Origin of the sequence: Pseudalkalibacillus sp. A8, from assembly GCF_045920555.1 — a bacterium.
In the GTDB taxonomy this organism is placed as follows: domain Bacteria; phylum Bacillota; class Bacilli; order Bacillales; family Fictibacillaceae; genus Pseudalkalibacillus.
Genome location: NZ_CP174509.1, coordinates 605,139 through 626,392, shown reverse-complemented (window position 1 = coordinate 626,392; position 21,254 = coordinate 605,139). Strand labels below are relative to the sequence as shown.

The window sequence follows — 21,254 nt, the reverse complement described above, 5'->3', positions numbered from 1 at the left end:
CGACACTCCTGCGGGAAAAGCGAGCCAGGCGAGACCCCGCAGTTCGGAACGAGCGAGGAGGCTTGCGGATCGCCCGCGGAAAGGGAGTGGATTCGCAAAAAATCAGCAATGAAGATGACAAATCTTTAAAAATAAAAAGGGGGATGAGCAATGGAAAAGGGACATGAAGTGTTAATCAACCAGTTAGAGAGTTATCGAAGCGAAGTTTTAGGGGTAGTAGACAATGTGTCAGAATATGAAAAAGCTGATCCTACTTAAAAAGAGATCAGCTTTCTTTCATTTTATCGATAAATTCTTGAGCGGATTGCTTAGGATCGCTCGCATAGCTGATCGCCGAAATGACCGACACTCCTTCAGCTCCAGCCTTTATTACTTGTGTTACATTCGAAGCCTGGATGCCCCCGATGCCGACAATCGGCAAACGGATTCCAGCTTCCCGAAGTTCTTCTATGATCCGTGGTCCTTGTACTTCCCGGGCGTCCGCTTTCGTTTCGGTAGAGAACATCGGTCCTACGCCGATATAGTCAGCCCCTTTATTCACGGCTTCCACCGCTTCTTCCACGTTATGCGCGGAGACACCGAGTATCTTCGAGCCGATTTTTTCACGGACCTGTTCGACCGCTTCATCATCTTGTCCTACATGTACCCCATCTGCATCAAGTTGTAAGGCCAAATCAACATCATCATTGACGATGAAGGGAACATCGTTTTCCCCACAGATCTCTTGCAATTCGCGGGCGAATTCCCTTTTCGCTTCCCCTGTCAGTGATCCCTTACCTTTTTCACGGAATTGGAAAAAGGTGACGCCCCCGTCAATCGCTTCTCGCAGAACATCTCGCGGATCTCGCTCACAATTCGTGCTTCCCATGATAAAATACAGCTTCAATAGCTTTTTCAAGTTCATTTCCCTTCAACTCCTATACGCTTGTACGCCCAATGGTTTGTCGGCCCGTTGCCAGAACCGATCCTCAACTCATTATAGATGGCTGCCGAAATGAACTTTTTTGCGGTATGAATTGCGTCTTTTACCGAGTATCCTTTTGCGAGTTCCGCTGTGATCGCTGCAGCAAAGGTACAACCGGTCCCGTGGGTATGGTCGGTTTTGATACGGGGACTCTTGAATTCATGGAACTCTTCCCCGTCGTATAACAGGTCGACCGCATCGCTCTCATCTTCTATGTGGCCGCCTTTGATGACGACATTCTGCGCTCCTGACTGATAAAGGGCTTCAGCTGCAGCCTCTTGATCATCCTCTGTTTTGATCTTCATGCCAGTCAGAACTTCCGCTTCGGGAATATTCGGTGTAATCACATATGCATGTGGAAGGAGATGTTCCTTCATCGCTTCTACGGCCTCTTCCTGTAAAAGGCGTGATCCACCTTTGGCGATCATGACCGGGTCGACGACAAGCTTATTCCACGAATTAGCCTCTACAAGGTCTCCTACTTTTTTTATGATATCCGCACTGAAAAGCATCCCGGTTTTCAGTGCATCCGGAGCTAGATCCTCCGCAATTGAGTTGATTTGTTCTTCAATAGCTTCAACCGACATCGGATAGACGCCCTGGACACCTAACGTGTTTTGCGCAGTCACAGCCGTAATGACCGACATCCCATAGACTCCCAGCTCCTGGAATGTCTTGAGATCAGCCTGGATGCCTGCACCTCCGCCGCTGTCAGAGCCGGCAATCGTCAATGTCTTGTGAGTCATTCCTTTTACCTCCATTATCCGAAATAGCGATGGTAAAGCGTTTTTGCTTCTGATTTATCCTTCGTGCCATGGATCAGCGCCCGACCATCATTGAATAGAACCATTCTCCTGTCATTTACTGTAAACGATAAGAGATACGGATTTTGCTCAATCCTTCCTCCTTTGTCTTCAAGCATTTCTTTCATAGCTGTCAGATCCCTATGCTGACGGTTCGGTGGTCTGATCTGCACCGAATCCCTACCACATAACACCGCTGTCTTCGTCTGATTTTCATAGGCAAGATAAGGATAAGTCGGCTCTTTTCCACAAGAGAGACATTCTTCTTTTTTTGCCTTTGATATGTTTATTGCTGTTTGCTGGTTCGTCCAAACATCAAAAGATACAAGTTTTCCTCTGAGTGCTGCCCAATCCTCCACTAAAATCTTCAAAGCTTCCGCCGTTTGGTACGCGACGACCATTTGGACTGCTGGACTTATGATGCCGGCTGTATCACAGGTAAGCCCGCCAATCGGTACAGAGTCCAGCATGCAATTCAAGCAAGGTGATGTCCCGGGAAGGATTGTGAAACTAATGCCATAGCTTCCTACACATGCTCCGTAAATCCAGGGGATACTGTATTTTTGCGAAATATCATTGATCATCATCCGTGTATCAAAATTGTCTGTCGCATCTAGAATGAGATCTACACCCGTAATGAGGTTTTCTAATTCTTCTGGTGTTGCATCTAAAATATGAGCCTCAATCTCAACGTCCGAATTGATGAGCGAGAGACGGGATTTGGCAGCGATCGCTTTCGGCAACCGGTCCACCGCATCTTTTTCTCCATAAAGCTGCTGTCTCTGGAGATTACTCCATTCGACATAATCGCGGTCGACAATCGTAAGCTTGCCGACACCGGCGCGGACGAGCGCTTCAGCATTCCCTGTCCCGAGTGCGCCTGCTCCAACAATAAGGACATGCTTTTCCCTTATTTTCTGCTGTCCTGCTTCTCCGATCGGAGTGAATAACGTTTGCCTTGAATAACGACCGGTCAACCGATGCTCATCCCTTCAGCAGGGCTACTCGCAGTTGCATAACGCTTTTTCGGGATCCGACCAGCTTCGAACCCGAGACGGCCAGCTTCGATGGCAAGCTTCATCGCTTTCGCCATTTTTACCGGGTCTTCTGCTGCGGAAACCGCTGTATTCAAAAGCACGCCGTCTGCTCCTAGTTCCATCGCGTAGGCAGCATCAGCAGGTGAACCAATTCCAGCATCAACAATCACAGGGACGTTCGACTGCTCGATAATGAAGTTTAAGTTCAAAGGATTGATGATTCCCTGACCTGACCCGATCGGAGAAGCTCCTGGCATGATCGCATGGGCACCTAGTTCTTCTAGACGTCTCGCCAGGACGACATCATCAGACGTATAAGGCAGTACAGTGAAACCTTCCTTCAATAATTCCTCCGTCGCTTTCAATGTTTCCATCGGATCCGGTAGCAACGTTTTGTCACAGCCGATGACTTCGACTTTGACCATGTCACAAAGACCCGATGCTTTTGCAAGTTTTGCATGACGGACTGCTTCTTCAGCGGTTTTCGCCCCGGCGGTGTTCGGTAAGAACGTATACTTCTCCAAGTCCAGTTTTTCTAAAAAGTTGGGCTGGCTCGGCTCGAAGATGTTCATCCGCCGTACCGTGAACGTCAGGATTTCTGTCTCCGATGCTTCGACCGCTTCCTTTTGCACATCAAAGTTCGGGTATTTCCCTGTTCCGAGCAACAACCTTGAATTGAATGAATGATTTCCGATTTTTAACATCTCAACCGCCTCCTACGAATTGTACAATCTCAATTTTATCCCCATCCTTCACTTTCGTTTTCGAATGGTGGTCTTTCTCAAGAATCGATTCGTTATGCTCGATCATCAACACACGTTTTTCCAGCTGGAAGTGTTCAATGAGATCTGAAACGTGCTGAACTGTATCCGGCACGGTGACCATTTCACCATTGATCTTCAATTTCATTATTTATCAACTCCTATTGCACTTTCACTGATTTCCGGTTAATTGGAAAAGCTGACATCCAATCCTTCCCGACTGCAATGCCATCAATGAGATCTGCCATGATCTTCCCAGTAACCGGAGCCAGCAAAATACCATTACGGTAATGACCGGTCGCCACAAACAGATTCTTCAATTCCGGATGTTCACCGAGATAAGGCAAAGCATCCTTCGTTTGCGGGCGAATCCCTGCCCAGGCTTTCTCCCATTCAGCTTCACCTAAACCAGGCAGGACCTTTTTTGCAGCTTCCATCAACAATGAAATCCCTTCAAAAGTGACCGTTTCATCAAAAAGTCCTGGCCTCTCGGTCGCCCCGATGATCAATCGTCCTCCAGCCTTCGGGACAATGTAGCAATCCTCTGAAAAAATCGTTCCGTTTATGAGACGTTTACGTGTTTTGACAGAAAAGCACTCCCCCTTGACAGGATAAGTTTCGAGATTGACGTCCGCTTCCTTCAATAGGTTTTCGCTCCAGGCACCGCCGGCCACGACAACATGGGCAGCACTGATCAGTCCGATATTTGTATCGACACCCTTGATTTCACCAGCCTCTTTTACAAAACGATGGACTTCTGTGAACTCACGGATCTCAACACCTAGTGTCATTGCGGCTTGCGCCAGTGCTTTCGTCAATTTGGGTGCGGAAACCTGTCCGTCGTTCGGAATGTTCATGGCGCCAAGCACATCTGTCGTCAATGCGGGTTCTCTTTTTTGAAGTTGTTCCGTAGTCACCCAAAAGGCCTCTTCCCCTAACTGGTTTTGAGCTTTGATCAACGACTGGAGCCTGGCCACTTGGTCTTCTGTTCCAGCCACTTTATAGATACCATTTTGTTCATATTCGATATCGATTCCGGTCAGGGTTTTAAGCTCAGCAGCTAAGTCAGGAAACATCGCCCGGCTTTCTTTTCCCAATCGGAACAGCGGGCTGTCTTCCTCAAGCTCTGTCTGGGCACCGAGCATGCCTGCTGCCGCGCTTGAAGCTTTTCCCGCGATCGATCCTTTTTCTAGAACGACTACTGACTTTCCTCGTTTTGACAAATTGTAAGCGATCGAACAACCGATGATCCCTGCCCCGATGACGATCACATCATAATGAGCTCGCATTCTTTTCCTCCTCTACACGCATTTTTTCCTTGTAGGCTCTTACAGCTTTCAGCGGATTTTCAGCATTTAAAATGCCAGACATAACGGCGGTGCCGCTCGCTCCAGCTTTGAGGACATCGGGCGTATTCCCAGGCTTGATTCCCCCGATCGCAATTACCGGTATGCTCATTCTTTGAGCCAGGACCCCCAACTGCTTCAATCCTCTCGGCTCAAGGCCTGGCTTGGAGGCTGTTTCAAAAATGTGTCCGTAGATGAGATAATCCGCTCCCTCGTTTTCAGCCTTCAATGCTTCTTCCACGGAATGGACCGAACGCCCGATTTTTAACAGTGGAAAGGATTCTCTCACAACTGATACTTCTAAACTATGATTTGCCAGCTGGACTCCTCCTGCTTCTGATACGATGGCAACATCCACGCGGTCATTGATGATGATTTTTTTAAGGGGGACTCCGCCTTCTAACATCAGTTCAATGGCCATTATGTGTTCCCTCGCTGTCCACGTTTTCTCACGGATATGAATAAAATCGACATGATCATGGATGGCGCTGACAATCTCGGAAAACCTGGGTGCAAATTGACTACCTGTCGAAATGACATGCAATTCATGTTTCAAAGAGCCTTCACCTTTCTTTCACTCTAGTAACGGACGTCTCCTACCGGGAAGAGCGGCCAAACGACCGAAAGATAATAACCTAATAGAATAATTACGCCAAGGTAAGCAACGAATATACCATCGTTTACCGAGAACCCCAATTTATAGTAGTAGGTCCGTCCTCCCACCCCTGTAAAACGTTTGGCTTCCATTGCGACCGCGATCCGGTGCGCCCGTCGGATGCTTTGGGATAACAACGGAATCGAGTAGGACTTGATTTTAAAATAGAATGCTCGAAGTCCTCTCTGCTGTTGGACGCCTCTTACTTTCATCGCATTCCGGATCGTCAAAAATTCCTCGACCATGATCGGGATCAACCGGAGACCCGCCATGAAGCTATATGCATACTTCGGATTCAGCTTCACCTGCTGCATCAATGAATAAAACAAGTTGACGGGACGCGTGGTAAGCGCGAAGGTCAAACCAAGCGTTGCAAAAATCAATGCCCTGAAACCGAGATGAAAGCCTCTGTAAAAGCTCTCTTCCGTAATATGGACCAGACCCCACTTCACCCATGTCGTATCACCTTTCCCGAACAAAATCATCGAGGAGGAAGTCGAAATGAAAATGATCAGAAACGGAATCAACAGAAGGCTGATCCGCTTTTTCGGATGGCCGGAAAAGAACCAGAGCAAAATCAAGGCTCCGATTGTAAGGTTGATCAGCCAATTGAGCTGATGCACAAAAAGGACGAAGATGAAGAGGATCATCATGGTGAACAGCTTCAGTGTCGGATTGATTTTATGAAGCCAGGTTTCATTAAAGTTAAGATCCATTTCCATCCCTCCTAGGCATGTGCATGCTCCCTGACCTCTATGTGGACGTCACGTGACAGTAATCCGTTTTCAATTGTCCAGACCCGGGTAGCGAAATGCTCGACGATATTGGTATCATGCGTCACCATGAGAATCGTAACGCCAGCCTTCCGATAATCTTCAAGCATCTCCAACAACGCGAATGTGTTTTGCGAGTCCTGGCCGAACGTCGGCTCATCCAACAGCAATATCGGCTGGCCCTTCACAATCGAAGCGGCGACACTCAATCTTCGCTTCTGTCCCATCGAGAGATGATAGGGGTGATGATTTTGAAATGGAATGAGTCGGAAGCGATCAAGCAGCTCGAGCACCTTCTTTTGAATGACCACCTCGTCAAGCTTCTCTAGCCTCAATCCATAAGCGATTTCCTCATAAACCGAGTTGGTCACGAACTGGAACTCCGGGTTTTGAAAGACGAAGGTCAGATGATTTGCAATCTGTTTTCCCTTTTTAATTGGGTTGCCGTGAATTTCATACATTCCTGCTGTCTTGATAAATTGCATGAGCGCGTGTAACAGCGTGGACTTTCCTGCTCCATTTTCACCAACAATTGCAATCCACTCTCCTGCTCGAACCGTAGCCTTTTCTACTGAGATAAAAGGCTTCTTCTTCCTGTAACCTTTAAAATTGTTGAGATGAAGCACAACTTCCTGATTGGATACTGCGTTTTTTTTCAAAGGTCGGCCGCTTAAATAGTCCTGCCAAACGCCAGGATACCAGATACCCTGCTCCTTCATCGTTTTCCGGTAATTTTTCAGGACCCAATCCTTCTCGCCATCTGCAATGATCTCGCCCTCTCCATTGAACAGGATGATACGATCGACCAGATCTAGAACATGATCCAGCTTATGCTCCACGATCAACAGGGTTTTATCCGTGCTGATCGCTTTGACTGTTTCCCAAATTTCTTCAGTCCCTTGAGGATCGAGTAAGGCTGTCGGCTCATCCAGAAACAAGACATCGGGCTCGAGAGCAAGAATCGAAGCGATCGCCAGCCGCTGTTTCATCCCTCCAGACAGCGTATGGATATTGGTATGAGGATCAGCCAGTTGTAACCCTACTGCTTTTAAAAGTGTTTTGATCCTGTCGGGCATATCTTTACGCGGTACTTGCAGGTTTTCGAAAACGAAAGCCAGCTCCTCGTCTGCATAAGGCATACAAAGCTGCGAATCTGGATCCTGGAAGACATAGCCCCAGGATACGGGTTTCTGGATTTGATCAGCTTTCATCGGAACCTCGATCGATTTCGGGATGATACCCGACATGACTTGCAGCAAGGTCGATTTTCCACAGCCGGACGGTCCAAGTAAAAGGACTTTTTCCCCTTTTTCAATATGGAGCGATAAATCTTTGAAAAGCAACTGTTCGTCACCCGGAAACTTGAGACGGAGATTTTCAAGTTGGATCATCGAATCACCCCGCTACTGATCGAGTGCATCGTAATCTTTCTTTGATGCCGGGCGCACCAGGTTCGTCACCCCGGTCTTTTCGAGCGCTTTCACGAGATAATAGGCAGCCACTCCTGCTATAAGAATCGACCCGATGATACGGAAACCAAGGAAAAGGCTGAGGTTCCACAAAGCAAGATCCTCGATATAGCCTTTGTAATAATCCATGATGATTGAACCGATTGCTGAACCGACTGCCGCAAGACTCACAACCGTAACATCAAAGCGCTTATACCGGAATGCCATGAAGACGAGCTCAGCAAACAACCCTTGCACGACACCAAATAACAGCACTTCAAGACCCCATTCGGATCCGACCAGGAACTCGCCGGATGCGGCAGCGACTTCTGCCAGGAAAGCGACCCCTGGTTTACGGATGATGAGGAACGCAACGGTAGCTGCCATGAACCACATTCCATAAATCAGTTGATCGATGTGGAGCCCAAGTGGTTTTACAAGGTAATAGAGCGGACCCCACAGCTTATAAACAATTCCGAACCCGATGGCTATGACGATTGTAACGAGGATATCTGTCAGCTTCAGACCTTTGTTCATGATGTTGCACCCTTTCCTGTTCCTGCGTGTTGTTGGAGGTCGATCGGCCATTTTTGTAAGGTGTAGGCCATTTCCCAGAACTCAAATTCATACTGGCTGCTGATGATAAAATGCTCTTTCATCCGTTCGCGGTCCGACTCCGTCACGTTTTCAGCGATCTGGTCGAATCTGTGGATCTGTTCCTCTACAAGCTCGCGGAACCATTCCCCGCCATACGCGGCAATCCATTCTTGATAAATCGGTTCATCAGGTTTGAATCCTTGGAGTCGTTCACCAATTTCATAATAAAGCCAGTAACACGGTAAAATCGCAGCGATGATATCCCCGAGATGGCCAAATTGCGCCGCACGGTACATATGGGATGTGTATGCATACGCTGTCGGTGCTGGTTGGAAGGTGAACCGTTCTTCGTCTGTGATCCCGAGTTGTTTCGAAAAATTCTCATGCAATGACAACTCCGCTTCGTAAGTACCTTTTGCATGGGACGCCATGCTTGCTGTCGTTTCAATGTTCGGTGATTTCGCTGCACCCAACGATTGAACCCTCGCAAAATGGGACAGATAGTAGGCGTCCTGCAGAACGTAATACCGGAAGTTCTCAAGCGGGAGTGTTCCATCAGCGATCCCTGTTACAAAAGGATGCTTAAAGCTCGCTTCCCAGATCGGATCTGCTGCTTTCCTTACGTGCTTTGAAAAAGACATGTATATTCCTCTCCTTTTTCCAGACGACCCACGATTCTGCAATTATTTCAATTAAAAAACCACTTTCTTTTTTCAAGAAAGTGGTTGGTTGAGTGTAGAATCGGTCCATAGTCGTTATGTAACCCTAACCACCACTTCCCTACGCTGGTATAAACCAGATCAGGTTCCAAGGGTCTTAAAGCTACACTTTAATCTCAGCCTTTACGAGAAGGCCCCCCTAGTGGATCGTCTTGTATAGTATTTTCGATGTAATCGTAACATGTATAGCCAAAAAGTCAAATGATTTTTCAGGAAAGAAGATTTTCATCCAGTAAAATCGCTACCGGAGCGATTTTTTCTGCTATTGGAGGTCTGGGGGTGCGATTTGGGTATCGCGATAGGATTCCAAAATGAAAATTGTCACGACATGTCCATCTAGCGCCTACTTCACGAGCGAATTTTTAAAAGCATAGATGACGGCTTGTGTTCGATCCTGAACTTCAAGTTTGTCGAGGATGTTGCTGACGTGGGTTTTCACTGTTTTCAACGCGATCACCAGCTCATCGGCAATTTCCTGGTTCGTCTTACCCTCCGTTATCAGCATCAAAATTTCGAGTTCCCGGTTCGTCAAATCTTCATGAGGAGGCCGTACATTGCCACGACGCATTTTCGTCATCATTTTACCTGTCACTTCAGGCTCAAGAACCATTTCCCCGCGATATGTGGCACGGACCGCATCAGCAATCGTACTTGCCTTCGAGGTTTTCAGCATGTAACTCGTCGCTCCGCTTTCAAGTGCCGGATACACCTTCTCATCATCAAGAAAACTCGTCACAATGATGATCTTTGCTTCAGGCCATTGGTCGATGATCTGTTTCGTCGCTTCAATCCCGTCCATCTCTTTCATGACAAGATCCATCAGAATCACATCCGGGCGCAGCTCAAGAGCTAGATCGACCGCTTCCCCGCCATCTCCTGCTTCACCGACGACTTCGATATCCGGTTGATTCGACAGATAAGCCGCTACACCGATCCTCACCATTTCATGATCATCTGCAAATAATACTCTAATCATCGTTTTCATCCCCCTCTCGTATGACAGGAATCCTTACTTCCAGCCGTGTCCCCTTGTTCGGCACGCTGATGATTTTCAACGTCCCGCCCAGCTCTACAGCACGTTCATGCATGTTTTGCAGTCCATATGAACCTGCCTTGCTCGATTCCACATCAAAGCCGACTCCATCATCGACAACCCGCATCAGGACGGTCCCTTCACGTTCGATACATAACACCTCAAGTGAGTTTGCCTTTGCATGACGAAGCGTGTTGGACACCGATTCTTGTAAAATCCGGAACAAGTGGTCCTCCACACCTTTTTTCAAAGGAATCGATTCTAGCTTCCAATCGATCTCAAGCGGAACTTTTTGTGATAGCTCCATCAGCAATTCCTTGATGCCTTCTTCAAGTGTTTTCCCTTTCAGCGCAACTGGTCTTAAGTGTAAAAGAAGCGCCCGCATTTCAAGCTGGGATTGATGTATCATCTCCTCGACAAGCTTCAGCTGCTTCCGCTCTCCATGATCGGCTCCCTCATTCGATTCATTCACAGCAGACATCAGCATCGATGCGGCGAACAACTGCTGGCTGACTGAATCATGAAGCTCTCGGGCCAAACGGTTCCGTTCTTCAGAAACGACCTTCTGGATCCGCTTCTCCTGATCTTCCGCTTTTTCATTAGCGAGCTTTTGAGATAACTTCGTCTGCTCTGATATGTGATGTTGAACTTTTTCCAATGATGACCAAATTTCATCAAATTCCTGTGTTTTGGTTTTGACATTCACTGCTTCCATTGGTCGTCCTTGGCCGATTTGAGCAAGGGCACTTACCACATGTTCAAGCTGCTTTCTCCAGTACATCCCTGAACTAAAACCAAAAACGATGCCGATCAAAATACTGACAAAGAATGCAAACAGGATAAACGGTAAGTCCAAAATTTTCCGCGACCACAGGAGTGACCAATCATTCAACGGAAAAGCGAAGAAAAACACACCTACCATAAAAAAGAGAAGTGTTAAAGATACGGCTAAACCAAGCAGGACCTGACGCTGTATGATATTCATGTCCGCTTCACCTCAAGATCTCCGACTACCATTGAGGTGATGATTTTCACTTTATGATGCGATTGATCATAGCCTGCAGACTGGTAAGATAGGCATTGGTTGAACATCTTCGGTTCATGATGCTCGAAAATCCGGCTCGTCCCTGCAATCACAGAGTGACCAATGCTGACATCGATTTCGTATGGGACAAGAATTTTGATATTCCCGACGAAATTACGGATCACAATAGTCGACTCCCCCTTCGGAAGGACCGTATTCCCGAGGTCAATCACCGTATCTCCGATGCCGCACTGAATATTCACGTCGTTCCATTCATACGCATGCTCGGGAGTCTGTTGTCTTCCAAAAAGGTTGTTGTGTAATAAAGTTTGCCGCTTGAACATCGCCTGATCGCTTGCTACTGTCTTTGGCTCCTGGAAATCAGGTGTGATATGTGCAGGATGTTGCTTCGACTGGGCAAACCGGATGACAGCATATATGAAGAGAGCGATCAGGAGGAACTTGAATGCCATCGTATTCAATATCGTCAAAGCGAAAGCGATAACCCCGAACCAGAACAACAGCTTCCCGATCATCTTGTAGTACTTTTTCCGGCCGACGTAAATACAACCTGCCGTGAGTATTAAAAAGAAAATGGGACCCATGCCATGAAAAGAAATTTCCAATAATAATAAGATGACCCCGATTATTAATAGCCAGCTCAATTTATCAGTTCTTGAGTTCATATTCCTTGGGTCCCCCTTCTGTTTTTGACCATTTTAATGCGTTGGATCTCTATTGTAAGTGTCATCCAGTACTTTAGGTACGGCAAAATACGCTCCGTTCCCCCGAAATTCACTTCCACGATCCCTTGCTTCTAAACGGTCAATTCACTTTGATGTAACGCTGCGGATCTCCTTTTCAGTTTTGCCTCTCCGCGTTTTTTCAGACTGTAAATCTATGATGTCACTTCTCATCAGAAAAGTTAAAGTAATCGCGAAATTCACTCCCTTTCCGCGGGCTTAAGAAAAGCGGAAGCGACACGCTTAGTCACGTAGGTCACTGGAAGACTGACGAGGAGGCTCGAACCAAACAAAGTTCGGTTCTGCGTGTGTTAAATCAGTGTGTTGCCGCCACAGGAAGTCTGAAGTGATCCAAGTGACTGGTCGCTGAGCTAGACATTACTTCTCTGAATTAGCCTAATTCCGCAAGCATCCTCACTTGCACATGGATCTCAACACAAAAATGAAATCATTTTCGTGTCTACGATGAGAATTCTTAGAAGCTTTCCTTATGCTGGCTTCGACATTCACCACAAGACCACGGACTCATATTCCATCCTTGTAGTTTTGCGCCGAGTAACCGCAGGCGCAGGACGTGGTGGTAATTAGTCGAAGTTCCTATTAAAGCATGAGGTCTCGCCTGGCTCGCTTTTCCCGCAGGAGTGTCGCGAATTTTGCTTCTTTTAGTTTTTACTAATAAAAATAGTAGTCCCAATACAGACCTGAAAGCCCTGAATTTTGGACAACATTATGGAAAGGCGCAGGGTATCTACGCCTTTCCATCTTTATTTAATAGCATACCATTTTTTATTTAAACGGTAGTATGATTTTCCTCTTTTTGCATTTCTTTTTCCAAATGTGCAATCCGGGCATCAATCGTGTGTCGGTGGTAGCTCGAATTCACCTGATGTTCCAGGCGATCGAGGTATTGCTCGATTTCACCGAAACGTGAGAATGACTTGCTTGAAAATTCGTTGGAAGCCACTACTTTATCCATTCTATGATTTGCTCGTGTGATGTTTTCGCGACCCATCAATTCCATGCGCTTGATGTACATGTCCTTCAGCTTATGCTGCATTACTTCATATTTTTGCTCAAGCTCTTCAAGCTGCTGAACAGCGTTCTCTTTGGAAGCCTTCAATCGCGCCGCCCGCTCGCTATACTGCTCATGCTCCTGAACAGCAAACTTATGAAGCTCCTCTTCGTTTGCCTTCAAGGCGATATCTGCTTGATGCTTTCTTTTTTCAGCGAGTTCCGCCGCTTTCTCATATTCACGTGTAAATTCTTCACTTAGCATATATTGACGCTCAACCAATTTACGGACTTTCTCAACTTCCTTTTCACATTCACGCAAATACTGATTGAGGACACTGATCGGGTTCTTCCGCTCTTTTTCGTCCAGCATGTCATGAAAATCCGCTTCAATCGTCTCTTTTAACCTTCTAAAAAGTTTGGCCATTTTCTAACTCTCTCCTTTTGTTCAGTTTCGTTTCAACTCTGCCCATTCACGCTCAAAGTTCGTGAACGGATCATCGTCTTTTTCGATTTTTTCAGTGACGCCATCTTCCTTTTTCCATTCCTTGTACACGATATATAAAATGTACAGAGCAACGGCTCCAAGGATAGCAGGCACATTTGCGACTGCGATGCAGAGCGCAATGATCCCAACGGCTGCCCAGAAGACTTTCTTTGATGTCTCATCCGTCTTTGTAAAACGTTTCACTGCATAATAACCAATGACGAGACTGAGTGCGAGACCGATCATCGGCCCGAGGTTTGTAATGAGGATGATCGCCGCGATTGCTCCTAGAATGAATAGTCCTAGCTTTTTCATCGTTTCTTTCCCTCCTTCTTTTCTTGTCTCTATCGTATCTAGAATCCAGTTTTTCTATAAGGAGCCTGAGCTTTAACTTTTACTAAGACTTGAGACGTAGTTGGATGTCGGAATTTCGTCTTTAACGGAAAGAAGCTTATCGAAATCAGTCGGTAAGCTCCCTTATTGGTTGATGGTTTGTTGTTACTGTACGGATGATTCTGCTCCATTTCCGCGTGATTCCGATTACTCTCAAGCGGGCACCTAATTCAGTTGTTTTCCTGCGAAATTCACTCCCTTTCCGTGGGCGATCCGCTAGCCTCCTCGCTTACTTGCACAGGATGTCAACACAAAAATGAAATCATTTCCGTGTCTGCGATGAGAATTCTTAGAAGCTTTCCTTATGCTGGCTTCGGCGTTCACCACAAGACACGTACTTAAATTCCATCCTTGTAGTTTTGCGCCGAGTAACCGTAGGCGCAGGACGTGGTGGGTGTTAGTTGAAGATCCTTAAATCGCTACTGGGCCCCGCCTGGCTCAGGAGTGTTGCGAATTTCGCTTAAATCAAAACCAACAAAAAAAGCTTACCGAAAAAGATCGGTAAGCTTCATATCTAGTAACGTGGATGTTACCTATCATTTAAAAGATTTAACTCCCAAATAATGGTCTTGCCAATAGTCGATACTTAGATCAGTTACTTCTACACCGTTAGATCCCGCATGAATCATTTTATTGTCACCAATATAAATCCCACTGTGAGAAGCTCCTTCTGTGTCATATGTCCCTTCGAAAAAGACGACATCCCCGACACTTGGTGAATCTACTTGTACACCATCATTGTTCCACATATCACTTTCTTTTCTCGATAAATCGACTCCAACCTCTCCAAATACATATTGAATGAAGCCACTGCTATCGAAGCCGTCCGGCGACGTTCCTCCCCATACATAAGGGGTTCCGATCAGGCTTTGCGCAATTGAAACAACTTCAGATTCCGAAGCTTGGTCATCCGAAGCTGAAGTATCGGAAGTCGATTGAACATCAACAGAATTGGTAGAAGTTGATGATAATGCTTCTAAAGTTTCTGGACCTGCTAATCCATCTACCGTGAGCCCTTGCTCAGCTTGAAAATCTTTCACTGCTTTTTCTGTAATAGGTCCGAAAATGCCATCCAGGTTATATGTATAATAACCTAGTGCTTCCAATTCGGTTTGTAATGACTCTACTTCCTGGCCGCGATCTCCTCTATCTAGGACGGATGTTTCTTCAGGACTGCTAGAAACGTTTTGTTCAACTGGCTTTGAATCGGCATTAGCGAAAACACCTTCACTTAAAATTGGTGATAATGCCATAGAGGTGACCAAAGCCGATGCAATCACATATTTTCCTGCAGACGATCTTGATTTAAACATAAAACTCCTCCTTGATGAACTTTTAGTTTAGTAATCGTGCTGTCCCGGTTTGAAAAACACGAGTCTCTCAAACCAATTACTAGTCTAACAGAAGAGACCTGTAATGAGGTTTCGGTGGCATTAAGGTGACATATTATTCTGTTTACATGCAAAAAAGCCCATCAGTAGCAGTGAAAGTCGGATTCAAATTCATTTTTCAGACACGAAAAACACCCCTCACAACATGTGACGGGTGCGTACTTTGTCATATATATGGCATTTCCTGATAAAAATAGTTCGGTTTTACTATTTTATTACGGTAGGGTTTATGAAAAATGTGTGTCGTCGCCGGAGACATCGGCGGGATCAGCCAGACCCAGTTCCCTGTCACTTCCCGGCCGCTTGCAGCCTCTTTTTCCTCGAACTTTTTGAATTGCTGTGCCGCAGTATGATGATCGACGATACTGACACCTAGTTTTTTGAATGAATACAAGACAGCCGTATTGAGCTCGACAAGCGCCTGATCCTTCCAAAGTGAACTATTCGTGCTCATATCGAAACCGAAAATCGAGGCAACCTTCGGGAGCAGATCATAACGATCCTGATCCGCTAGATTCCGTGCCCCGATTTCTGTACCCATGTACCAGCCGTTGAACGGTGCTGCGCTATACTCGATCCCTCCGATTTCCAGCTTCATATCAGAAATCATCGGAACGGCATACCACTTTATATTCAAGTCTTCAAACGTTGGTTCAGTAGGGTGCTTGATCGGCACTTCGAGCACTTTCCCCGCTGGGATCTTGAACCACTTCGGCTCACGATTTTGTATCTGAATGACTAGCGGCAGCACATCAAAGTGTGTACCTTTCCCTCTCCAGCCAAGCTCTATGCATTTTTTCGTAAAAGCGATCGAAGCTGGGTCGCCCAGCAAACCATGCTCCGTTTCATAGCCAGCATAGCGGACCAATTGATGGTTCCAGATCCGTACATGGTGGTGGTACTCCCCGTTCATAACCGGCTTGAAAATAGTAATCGTAGAGCGGATTTTCCCTTCGTTCGTCGCATAATCAATGTGACGAAAAAGTGCATCCCTGATTTCTTCCTCTGTTTCGAGATTCCGTTCATCAATAACCTTCAGGCTTTCCCAGAACAGACGGCCGATACAGCGGTTACTGTTACGCCAGGCTACCCTCGCTCCATATTCAAGCTCTTCAAATGTATGATCATAATGCCCATTTTCAGCAATCTCCTGCCGAATTTCTTCAAGCCGCTCCTGTATTTTCTCTTCAGGTTTGCCAAGCTCTTTATAACAACTGACAATGAATTCTTCCGCCTCTTGCATCAATTTCAAAACGTACAACCTCCAATGATACCAGGTAGACACTCCTAGCCAATCATTGTCTTAGTATACCATGAACAACCACCATAAAAAGACAACTAGATACTGGTAAAAGTTAGTGGTACTCCACTCTTCTATAACATTTTTTGGCAGGTTTTTTGCCTTGGAAGTCGAATGATTAAAGGTATTGGGAGGAATGGTTATGGGACATTTACAAAAAGTGCTTGATGCTTATTTTTCCAGCTGGAACAAAGCATTCGAGAGTAAAAACAGTGAGGAGATCCGTAGACACATGTCGGAGAAGTTCGTCGGCTATTGGGGCCATTCGGGTCTTGAAGTGCCGATGCAATACGGATACGACTATGATCTTGATAATGTACTGGCCCAATATGAAGAGGCACAAAAAAGCTTTGAACCAATGGCAATTATTGAACGGAAGCCTGGTGAAGAATTCCTAGTCACGGGCACAGAAACGAATATCATTAAAGGTGTCCTTTATCGCGCCAAGGCCATGTTCATCCGACGAAAAGAAAATGAGGGTTGGAAGCTGCAAAGAGAGTTCATTGAACTTGAAAGATGATCCTGTTAACCTATGGACACGATCGTTTGGGAAAACCTGGTGCATTTTGGTTGTGAATACGTTCAGACGAAGATACGCGGAAATGAACTGTTCGTTGAAAGCACCCTCATCTACATAGAAAATGGACAGCCTTTGAAAGTCGTCTACAGATTGACTTTGGACCAGTGGAAAACGAAAAAGGCCACCATCGAAGTGAGTGACCATTCTTTTATAGAAATCAATGGAGATGGTGACGGAATATGGTTTGATCAATATCGGCGTTGGATACCAGAACTCGATGGTACAATCGATATCGATATTTCAGCTACCCCTTTTTCGAATTCACTTCCAATCAACCGGCTGGATTGGGAGGTAAACCAGATGAGAGAGTTCGAAATGGTTTACATAGCAATTCCTTCACTGCAAATGAAAAAAGTTCCGCAAAGATATACATTTGTGGAACAAAAAAATAATGTCCAGGTGTTCCAATATGAAAGCCCAACGTACCAATCTCTGATTTCTGTGGACGATAAAGGAATCGTCCTTGAATACCCAGGGCTTTTTAAACGGCGGTATTGATGAAGAGATGGTATGGTATACTGATTGAAGTATTTAATGAAAAGTGGAAACAAAAGGATGGAGTGCATCATGAACGGACAAAATCGTGCGAACATACAACCAGGCGTCGAAGTCGATATCGTATTGAAAAAAGATCAAAGAACCGGCAAGCTTACGCGGGGTGTCGTGAAGGATATTCTGACTAAATCCAGTTCTCATCCGCATGGGATCAAAGTCCGTCTTCAGGACGGCCAAGTCGGACGGGTAAAAGAAGTTCTCAAAAAGGAAAGCTGACCAATTTGAAGTGACCCCTGTCAAGTAGACAGAAATTAAAAAGCATTTTTAAGCAGCCTGAGCTCTATAATTATAGGGACTCAGGTTGTTTAATTTCTTTTGAAATCTCTGGTGATTATAAAATCGTATGTATTGGTGGACGGCAAACTTAACCTCTTCAGAGGTTCGGAAAGAGTATAAGTGAAAACATTCTGTTTTAAAATGGCTAAAAAAGTTCTCCATACAAGCATTATCCCAACAGTTTCCTTTTCGAGACATACTCGCTTTCATTTTGTATTTTTTAAGCAGTTGGTTATATTGTTTTGAGGTGTACTGGAATCCCTGATCGCTATGAAGGATAATTCCTTTTACACTCCGTTTTCTTCTTGCCTTTTTTACTGTATCCATTACTAGTTGAAGGTCGTTTCTTTGACTGATTTTATATGCGATGATTTCGTTATTGTATAAGTCTTTAATAGCCGATAAATACAATCTTTGTCCATTAAAAATTAAGTATGTAATGTCTGTTACCCATTTTTCATTTGGCTTAGAGGCTTTAAAATCTCGGTTCAAATGGTTTTCTGAGATGGCATAAGCTTCCTTCTTTCCGTAGTAGGGCCGTTTTCTTCTTATGATGGCTTTTATTCCCAATTCACCCATCAAGCGTTGAACCCGTTTATGATTCATATGTAAATTGTGTACCGACTTAAGCCAGACATGTATCCTTCTATAACCATAAATCCCCTTGAGCTTTGTGTGACACTTTATGATTAACTTCTTGATTTTATCATCCTCTAACTGTTTAGAAGAGGGGGCTTCCTGACGCTTTAACCACTTGTAATATCCGCCCCTTGATACCCCTGCAAGTTCACATAGAAGTTGGACAGGGTATTGTTTCTTGGACATATCTTGAATCACTTTATACTTAGTACCTGTTGATACGGCTTCCATACCCCCTTTTACTTCCCTAAGAACTTTTTTAACATTTCATTCTCGGCTTCTAATCGTTTGATTTTCTCTTCTGGATCCTCAGGACGGGTTCTTGGTCTGCCTTTCCCAGGTCCTTTTGCTTTCCCGCGCTTTTCCTCGAGACCCTTTATTCCTTCTGCCTCAAAGTGTTGAACCCAACGACGTACAACTGAACTAGAAATACCTACTTCCTTCGCAACCGTATCGTAGCCCATACCATCTTTAATATATAGATCCACTACTTTTTTCTTAAATGCAACATCATATGATTGTCTCATTTTCCCCATAGAAAAATCCCCTCCATAATAGACAGATTAATGTGCTTTCTTTTTTCTGTCTACTATGTGGGGATCATATCAATTCGGTCAGCTTTCCTTATGGATTCCGAATTCTGGCGGACCAATTCCTAGCTTCAACTCCTTCATTCCTAACTTATGGCGGTCAATTCCCAACATTAACGGCTCAATTCTCAACTCGGCACCATTTTACTACACTCCCCGCACTGCTCATCCTTTATAAAACAAATACAACCCGAATCCGAGTGTCTCACGCCCCCACCGCAGGTAGGCTGATCGCCATTTCCGGATTCTGTCACGCATAGCGGCAACTTCAGGGTCATCCGGATGTTCTATACAATACGTTTCCATTGAACGGGAATAAAGCCACTCATAAGCGTCCCACTCATCCTCGTTAGTTACACTCGCCCACATTGGAATCAAGCCGAGGTCTTCGCCAACCTGGATGTTCTCTTGATGGCTGAATAATTCTTCCTCTTCAGCACCGAGCGCTTCTAAATACGCTGCATCTGGTTTTCGTTTCCAGTAGCCATCACCGACAAGCAGGTACCCGCCAGGCTTAACCACCTTGCTCATACGTTTCAGGGTAACTTGATAATCCACCAGTGCATGAGTTGCGCCGATGCAAATTGCAACATCATACAATTCATCTAGATCAGCGATCACCTTTTTTGCATCGTCATTCATGATCTTCAGCTGGGCAGCTGTAATCTGCTGACCAGCATTTCGCCGAGCCTCTATAATAAAATCCTCTTCAATCTCGATAGCGGTGCCCACAACATCATGCCGAACGATCAAGTCAATCAGCACACCGCATTTTCCGGCACCGATATCAAGTACTTTCTCTCCGCCGTTAAAAGGAATTCGATCCAGTACCGATTGCAGTTTCTCTTTGCTGAGTGGATTGCAAATTTCATGATTACGATGGGCAATGACTGAAAATTTGTTAGTCGCCATCCTTTTCCTCCCTATTCAAAAAGTCATTTCGCATCGACCAGTTCACCGGCATACAAAATTTTCTCCTCTAACTTCAAGTCAAGTTTCCTTGCCAGGCTTTTCAACACGCGCTCTTCTCCTGAGGTCACGAGTGAGATGACAGTCCCGCTCTCGCCAGCTCTTCCGGTACGTCCAGCGCGATGGAGATATTGCTTTTCATCCTCCGCAACGTCCACCTGTATCACATGCGTAAGCCCGCTGATATCAAGACCGCGTGCTGCGACATCCGTTGCCAAAAGCAGGTTCGTCTTCCCATCACGGAACTGCTGCAATGCATGCTGGCGCTGATTTTTCTTCAATTCACTATGCAAAAGTCCGAGTGGAATCCGGTTGTAGTCCAACTTATCCGCCATCACTGACAGCTCGCCGATGTCTTTCCCGAAAGCGAGCCCTTTCATGTTTTTTAACCGTCCGATTTTCTCCAGAGCTTTCGCTTTATCACGGCGTTCCGTCACGATATAGAAATGCTCTACCTTTCCACCTTTTTGTGTTGAGCGGTTCACTTTTACAAGCTGTGGGTTGTTCATGAATCCGCGACCGATTTCTTCCGTTTTTTCAGGCAATGTAGCAGAAAAAAGCAGCACCTGTCGCTCAGCCAAAGTCGATTTGATGATTGACTCGATTGTATTCAAATGCTCCGGAACGAGTAGCTGATCGCCTTCATCCAGCACGATTGTCTTCACTTCATGCATTTTCAGTTTTTTCATTTTGATTAATTCTTCGACACGTCCAGGCGTTCCTAAAATGACTTGTGGACTCTTTTTCTTCAGCTTTTCGATCTGCCTTTTTACGTTCGCACCACCGATTAAGGAAGCTCCTGTTATCCCGCTTCCTTCAGCCCACTTTTGGACTTCTTCAAAAATCTGCATGACAAGTTCCCTGGAGGAGGCCAAGATCAAGGCTTGCGGATCTTTTTTATCAGGATCAACCTGCTCTAAGATCGGCAGCAGATAAGCAAGTGTCTTCCCCGTCCCTGTCGGAGATTCAGCAATCACATCTTCTCCACGTAGAATCACAGGTATCGTTTCCTCCTGGATCGCTGTAGGTTTTTCAAAGCTCGATTTCTCCCAGGCTTTTTGTAAAAAAGGCTTCGTTATATGTAAAGATTCCATTATCATTCTCCTTTATAAAAACGACTTTACTCTTTGATTAGTTTGGTCGATTTACGAAGCTCACAT

25 protein-coding genes and 1 riboswitch are annotated in these 21,254 nt (G+C 45.5%); of the genes, 3 read left to right on the top strand and 22 right to left on the bottom strand.

Going from position 1 to position 21,254, the window contains the following annotated elements; all coding sequences use genetic code 11:
• Positions 1 to 265: 265 nt before the first annotated feature.
• From thiE to ACJROX_RS03200, 18 genes are all read right to left on the bottom strand, one after another.
• Positions 266 to 904, bottom strand: a complete 639-nt coding sequence (thiE, locus tag ACJROX_RS03285) for a thiamine phosphate synthase (RefSeq protein ID WP_408009355.1) — start codon at positions 902 to 904, stop codon at positions 266 to 268.
• On the bottom strand, positions 901 to 1,710 hold the full coding sequence (gene thiD / locus ACJROX_RS03280) for a bifunctional hydroxymethylpyrimidine kinase/phosphomethylpyrimidine kinase (RefSeq protein WP_408009354.1): 810 nt from the start codon (positions 1,708 to 1,710) through the stop codon (positions 901 to 903). The genes thiE and thiD overlap by 4 nt, the downstream gene beginning before the upstream one ends.
• A gap of 14 nt (positions 1,711 to 1,724) precedes the next feature.
• A complete protein-coding gene (locus tag ACJROX_RS03275) occupies positions 1,725 to 2,744 on the bottom strand; it encodes a thiazole biosynthesis adenylyltransferase ThiF (protein ID WP_408009353.1) in 1,020 nt (339 codons plus the stop codon).
• A complete protein-coding gene (locus tag ACJROX_RS03270) occupies positions 2,741 to 3,508 on the bottom strand; it encodes a thiazole synthase (protein WP_408009352.1) in 768 nt (255 codons plus the stop codon). The genes ACJROX_RS03275 and ACJROX_RS03270 overlap by 4 nt, the downstream gene beginning before the upstream one ends.
• A gap of 1 nt (position 3,509) precedes the next feature.
• Positions 3,510 to 3,713: a sulfur carrier protein ThiS gene (gene thiS, locus ACJROX_RS03265; protein WP_408009351.1), complete on the bottom strand. Its 204-nt coding sequence runs from the start codon at positions 3,711 to 3,713 to the stop codon at positions 3,510 to 3,512.
• A gap of 13 nt (positions 3,714 to 3,726) precedes the next feature.
• The gene (gene thiO, locus ACJROX_RS03260; RefSeq protein ID WP_408009350.1) at positions 3,727 to 4,854 is read right to left on the bottom strand and encodes a glycine oxidase ThiO; all 1,128 of its coding nucleotides are present in this window, start codon (positions 4,852 to 4,854) and stop codon (positions 3,727 to 3,729) included.
• The gene (gene tenI / locus ACJROX_RS03255; protein WP_408009349.1) at positions 4,838 to 5,467 is read right to left on the bottom strand and encodes a thiazole tautomerase TenI; all 630 of its coding nucleotides are present in this window, start codon (positions 5,465 to 5,467) and stop codon (positions 4,838 to 4,840) included. Before tenI ends, thiO begins: the two co-directional genes overlap by 17 nt.
• Positions 5,468 to 5,490: 23 nt before the next feature.
• On the bottom strand, positions 5,491 to 6,288 hold the full coding sequence (locus ACJROX_RS03250) for an energy-coupling factor transporter transmembrane component T family protein (protein ID WP_408009348.1): 798 nt from the start codon (positions 6,286 to 6,288) through the stop codon (positions 5,491 to 5,493).
• A 5-nt stretch (positions 6,289 to 6,293) separates the two neighbouring features.
• A complete protein-coding gene (locus tag ACJROX_RS03245; RefSeq protein ID WP_408009347.1) occupies positions 6,294 to 7,730 on the bottom strand; it encodes an ABC transporter ATP-binding protein in 1,437 nt (478 codons plus the stop codon).
• A 12-nt stretch (positions 7,731 to 7,742) separates the two neighbouring features.
• The gene (locus ACJROX_RS03240; RefSeq protein ID WP_408009346.1) at positions 7,743 to 8,324 is read right to left on the bottom strand and encodes an ECF transporter S component; all 582 of its coding nucleotides are present in this window, start codon (positions 8,322 to 8,324) and stop codon (positions 7,743 to 7,745) included.
• Positions 8,321 to 9,025, bottom strand: coding sequence for a thiaminase II (gene tenA / locus ACJROX_RS03235; protein WP_408009345.1), 705 nt, complete (start codon positions 9,023 to 9,025; stop codon positions 8,321 to 8,323). The genes ACJROX_RS03240 and tenA overlap by 4 nt, the downstream gene beginning before the upstream one ends.
• 119 nt (positions 9,026 to 9,144) lie before the next feature.
• Positions 9,145 to 9,254, bottom strand: a riboswitch (TPP riboswitch).
• 192 nt (positions 9,255 to 9,446) lie between these two features.
• Entirely contained in the window at positions 9,447 to 10,079 is a 633-nt protein-coding gene (locus ACJROX_RS03230) for a response regulator (RefSeq protein ID WP_408009344.1), read from the bottom strand.
• Complete coding sequence (locus ACJROX_RS03225) at positions 10,072 to 11,121, bottom strand: sensor histidine kinase (protein ID WP_408009343.1); 1,050 nt, start codon at positions 11,119 to 11,121, stop codon at positions 10,072 to 10,074. Before ACJROX_RS03225 ends, ACJROX_RS03230 begins: the two co-directional genes overlap by 8 nt.
• The gene (gene liaF, locus ACJROX_RS03220; RefSeq protein ID WP_408009342.1) at positions 11,118 to 11,846 is read right to left on the bottom strand and encodes a cell wall-active antibiotics response protein LiaF; all 729 of its coding nucleotides are present in this window, start codon (positions 11,844 to 11,846) and stop codon (positions 11,118 to 11,120) included. The genes ACJROX_RS03225 and liaF overlap by 4 nt, the downstream gene beginning before the upstream one ends.
• A gap of 847 nt (positions 11,847 to 12,693) precedes the next feature.
• Positions 12,694 to 13,341 carry a PspA/IM30 family protein gene (locus ACJROX_RS03215; RefSeq protein WP_408009341.1) on the bottom strand — a complete coding sequence of 216 codons (648 nt, stop codon included), beginning with the start codon at positions 13,339 to 13,341 and terminating at the stop codon, positions 12,694 to 12,696.
• 21 nt (positions 13,342 to 13,362) lie between these two features.
• The gene (locus ACJROX_RS03210) at positions 13,363 to 13,716 is read right to left on the bottom strand and encodes a flagellar basal body rod protein (RefSeq protein WP_408009340.1); all 354 of its coding nucleotides are present in this window, start codon (positions 13,714 to 13,716) and stop codon (positions 13,363 to 13,365) included.
• A 614-nt stretch (positions 13,717 to 14,330) separates the two neighbouring features.
• The gene (locus ACJROX_RS03205; RefSeq protein ID WP_408009339.1) at positions 14,331 to 15,107 is read right to left on the bottom strand and encodes a C40 family peptidase; all 777 of its coding nucleotides are present in this window, start codon (positions 15,105 to 15,107) and stop codon (positions 14,331 to 14,333) included.
• Positions 15,108 to 15,351: 244 nt separating this feature from the next.
• The gene (locus ACJROX_RS03200) at positions 15,352 to 16,428 is read right to left on the bottom strand and encodes a nitric oxide synthase oxygenase (protein WP_408011564.1); all 1,077 of its coding nucleotides are present in this window, start codon (positions 16,426 to 16,428) and stop codon (positions 15,352 to 15,354) included.
• A gap of 199 nt (positions 16,429 to 16,627) precedes the next feature.
• Between ACJROX_RS03200 and ACJROX_RS03195 the strand changes: the two genes are divergently transcribed.
• The 3 genes from ACJROX_RS03195 to ACJROX_RS03185 all read left to right on the top strand — a co-directional run bounded on the left by ACJROX_RS03195 (position 16,628) and on the right by ACJROX_RS03185 (position 17,836).
• Positions 16,628 to 17,005 carry a DUF4440 domain-containing protein gene (locus tag ACJROX_RS03195; RefSeq protein ID WP_408009338.1) on the top strand — a complete coding sequence of 126 codons (378 nt, stop codon included), beginning with the start codon at positions 16,628 to 16,630 and terminating at the stop codon, positions 17,003 to 17,005.
• A gap of 12 nt (positions 17,006 to 17,017) precedes the next feature.
• Positions 17,018 to 17,563, top strand: coding sequence for a putative glycolipid-binding domain-containing protein (locus ACJROX_RS03190; protein WP_408009336.1), 546 nt, complete (start codon positions 17,018 to 17,020; stop codon positions 17,561 to 17,563).
• A gap of 69 nt (positions 17,564 to 17,632) precedes the next feature.
• Positions 17,633 to 17,836, top strand: coding sequence for a YwbE family protein (locus ACJROX_RS03185; protein WP_408009335.1), 204 nt, complete (start codon positions 17,633 to 17,635; stop codon positions 17,834 to 17,836).
• 48 nt (positions 17,837 to 17,884) lie between these two features.
• On the opposite strand, the gene ACJROX_RS03180 is transcribed toward ACJROX_RS03185, so the two are convergent.
• From ACJROX_RS03180 to ACJROX_RS03165, 4 genes are all read right to left on the bottom strand, one after another.
• A complete protein-coding gene (locus ACJROX_RS03180; RefSeq protein WP_408007392.1) occupies positions 17,885 to 18,766 on the bottom strand; it encodes an IS3 family transposase in 882 nt (293 codons plus the stop codon).
• 8 nt (positions 18,767 to 18,774) lie between these two features.
• Positions 18,775 to 19,071, bottom strand: a complete 297-nt coding sequence (locus tag ACJROX_RS03175) for a transposase (RefSeq protein WP_408007393.1) — start codon at positions 19,069 to 19,071, stop codon at positions 18,775 to 18,777.
• Positions 19,072 to 19,290: 219 nt separating this feature from the next.
• The gene (locus ACJROX_RS03170) at positions 19,291 to 20,037 is read right to left on the bottom strand and encodes an SAM-dependent methyltransferase (RefSeq protein WP_408009334.1); all 747 of its coding nucleotides are present in this window, start codon (positions 20,035 to 20,037) and stop codon (positions 19,291 to 19,293) included.
• Between the two features lie 23 nt (positions 20,038 to 20,060).
• A complete protein-coding gene (locus tag ACJROX_RS03165; protein ID WP_408009333.1) occupies positions 20,061 to 21,188 on the bottom strand; it encodes a DEAD/DEAH box helicase in 1,128 nt (375 codons plus the stop codon).
• Positions 21,189 to 21,254: the final 66 nt, after the last annotated feature.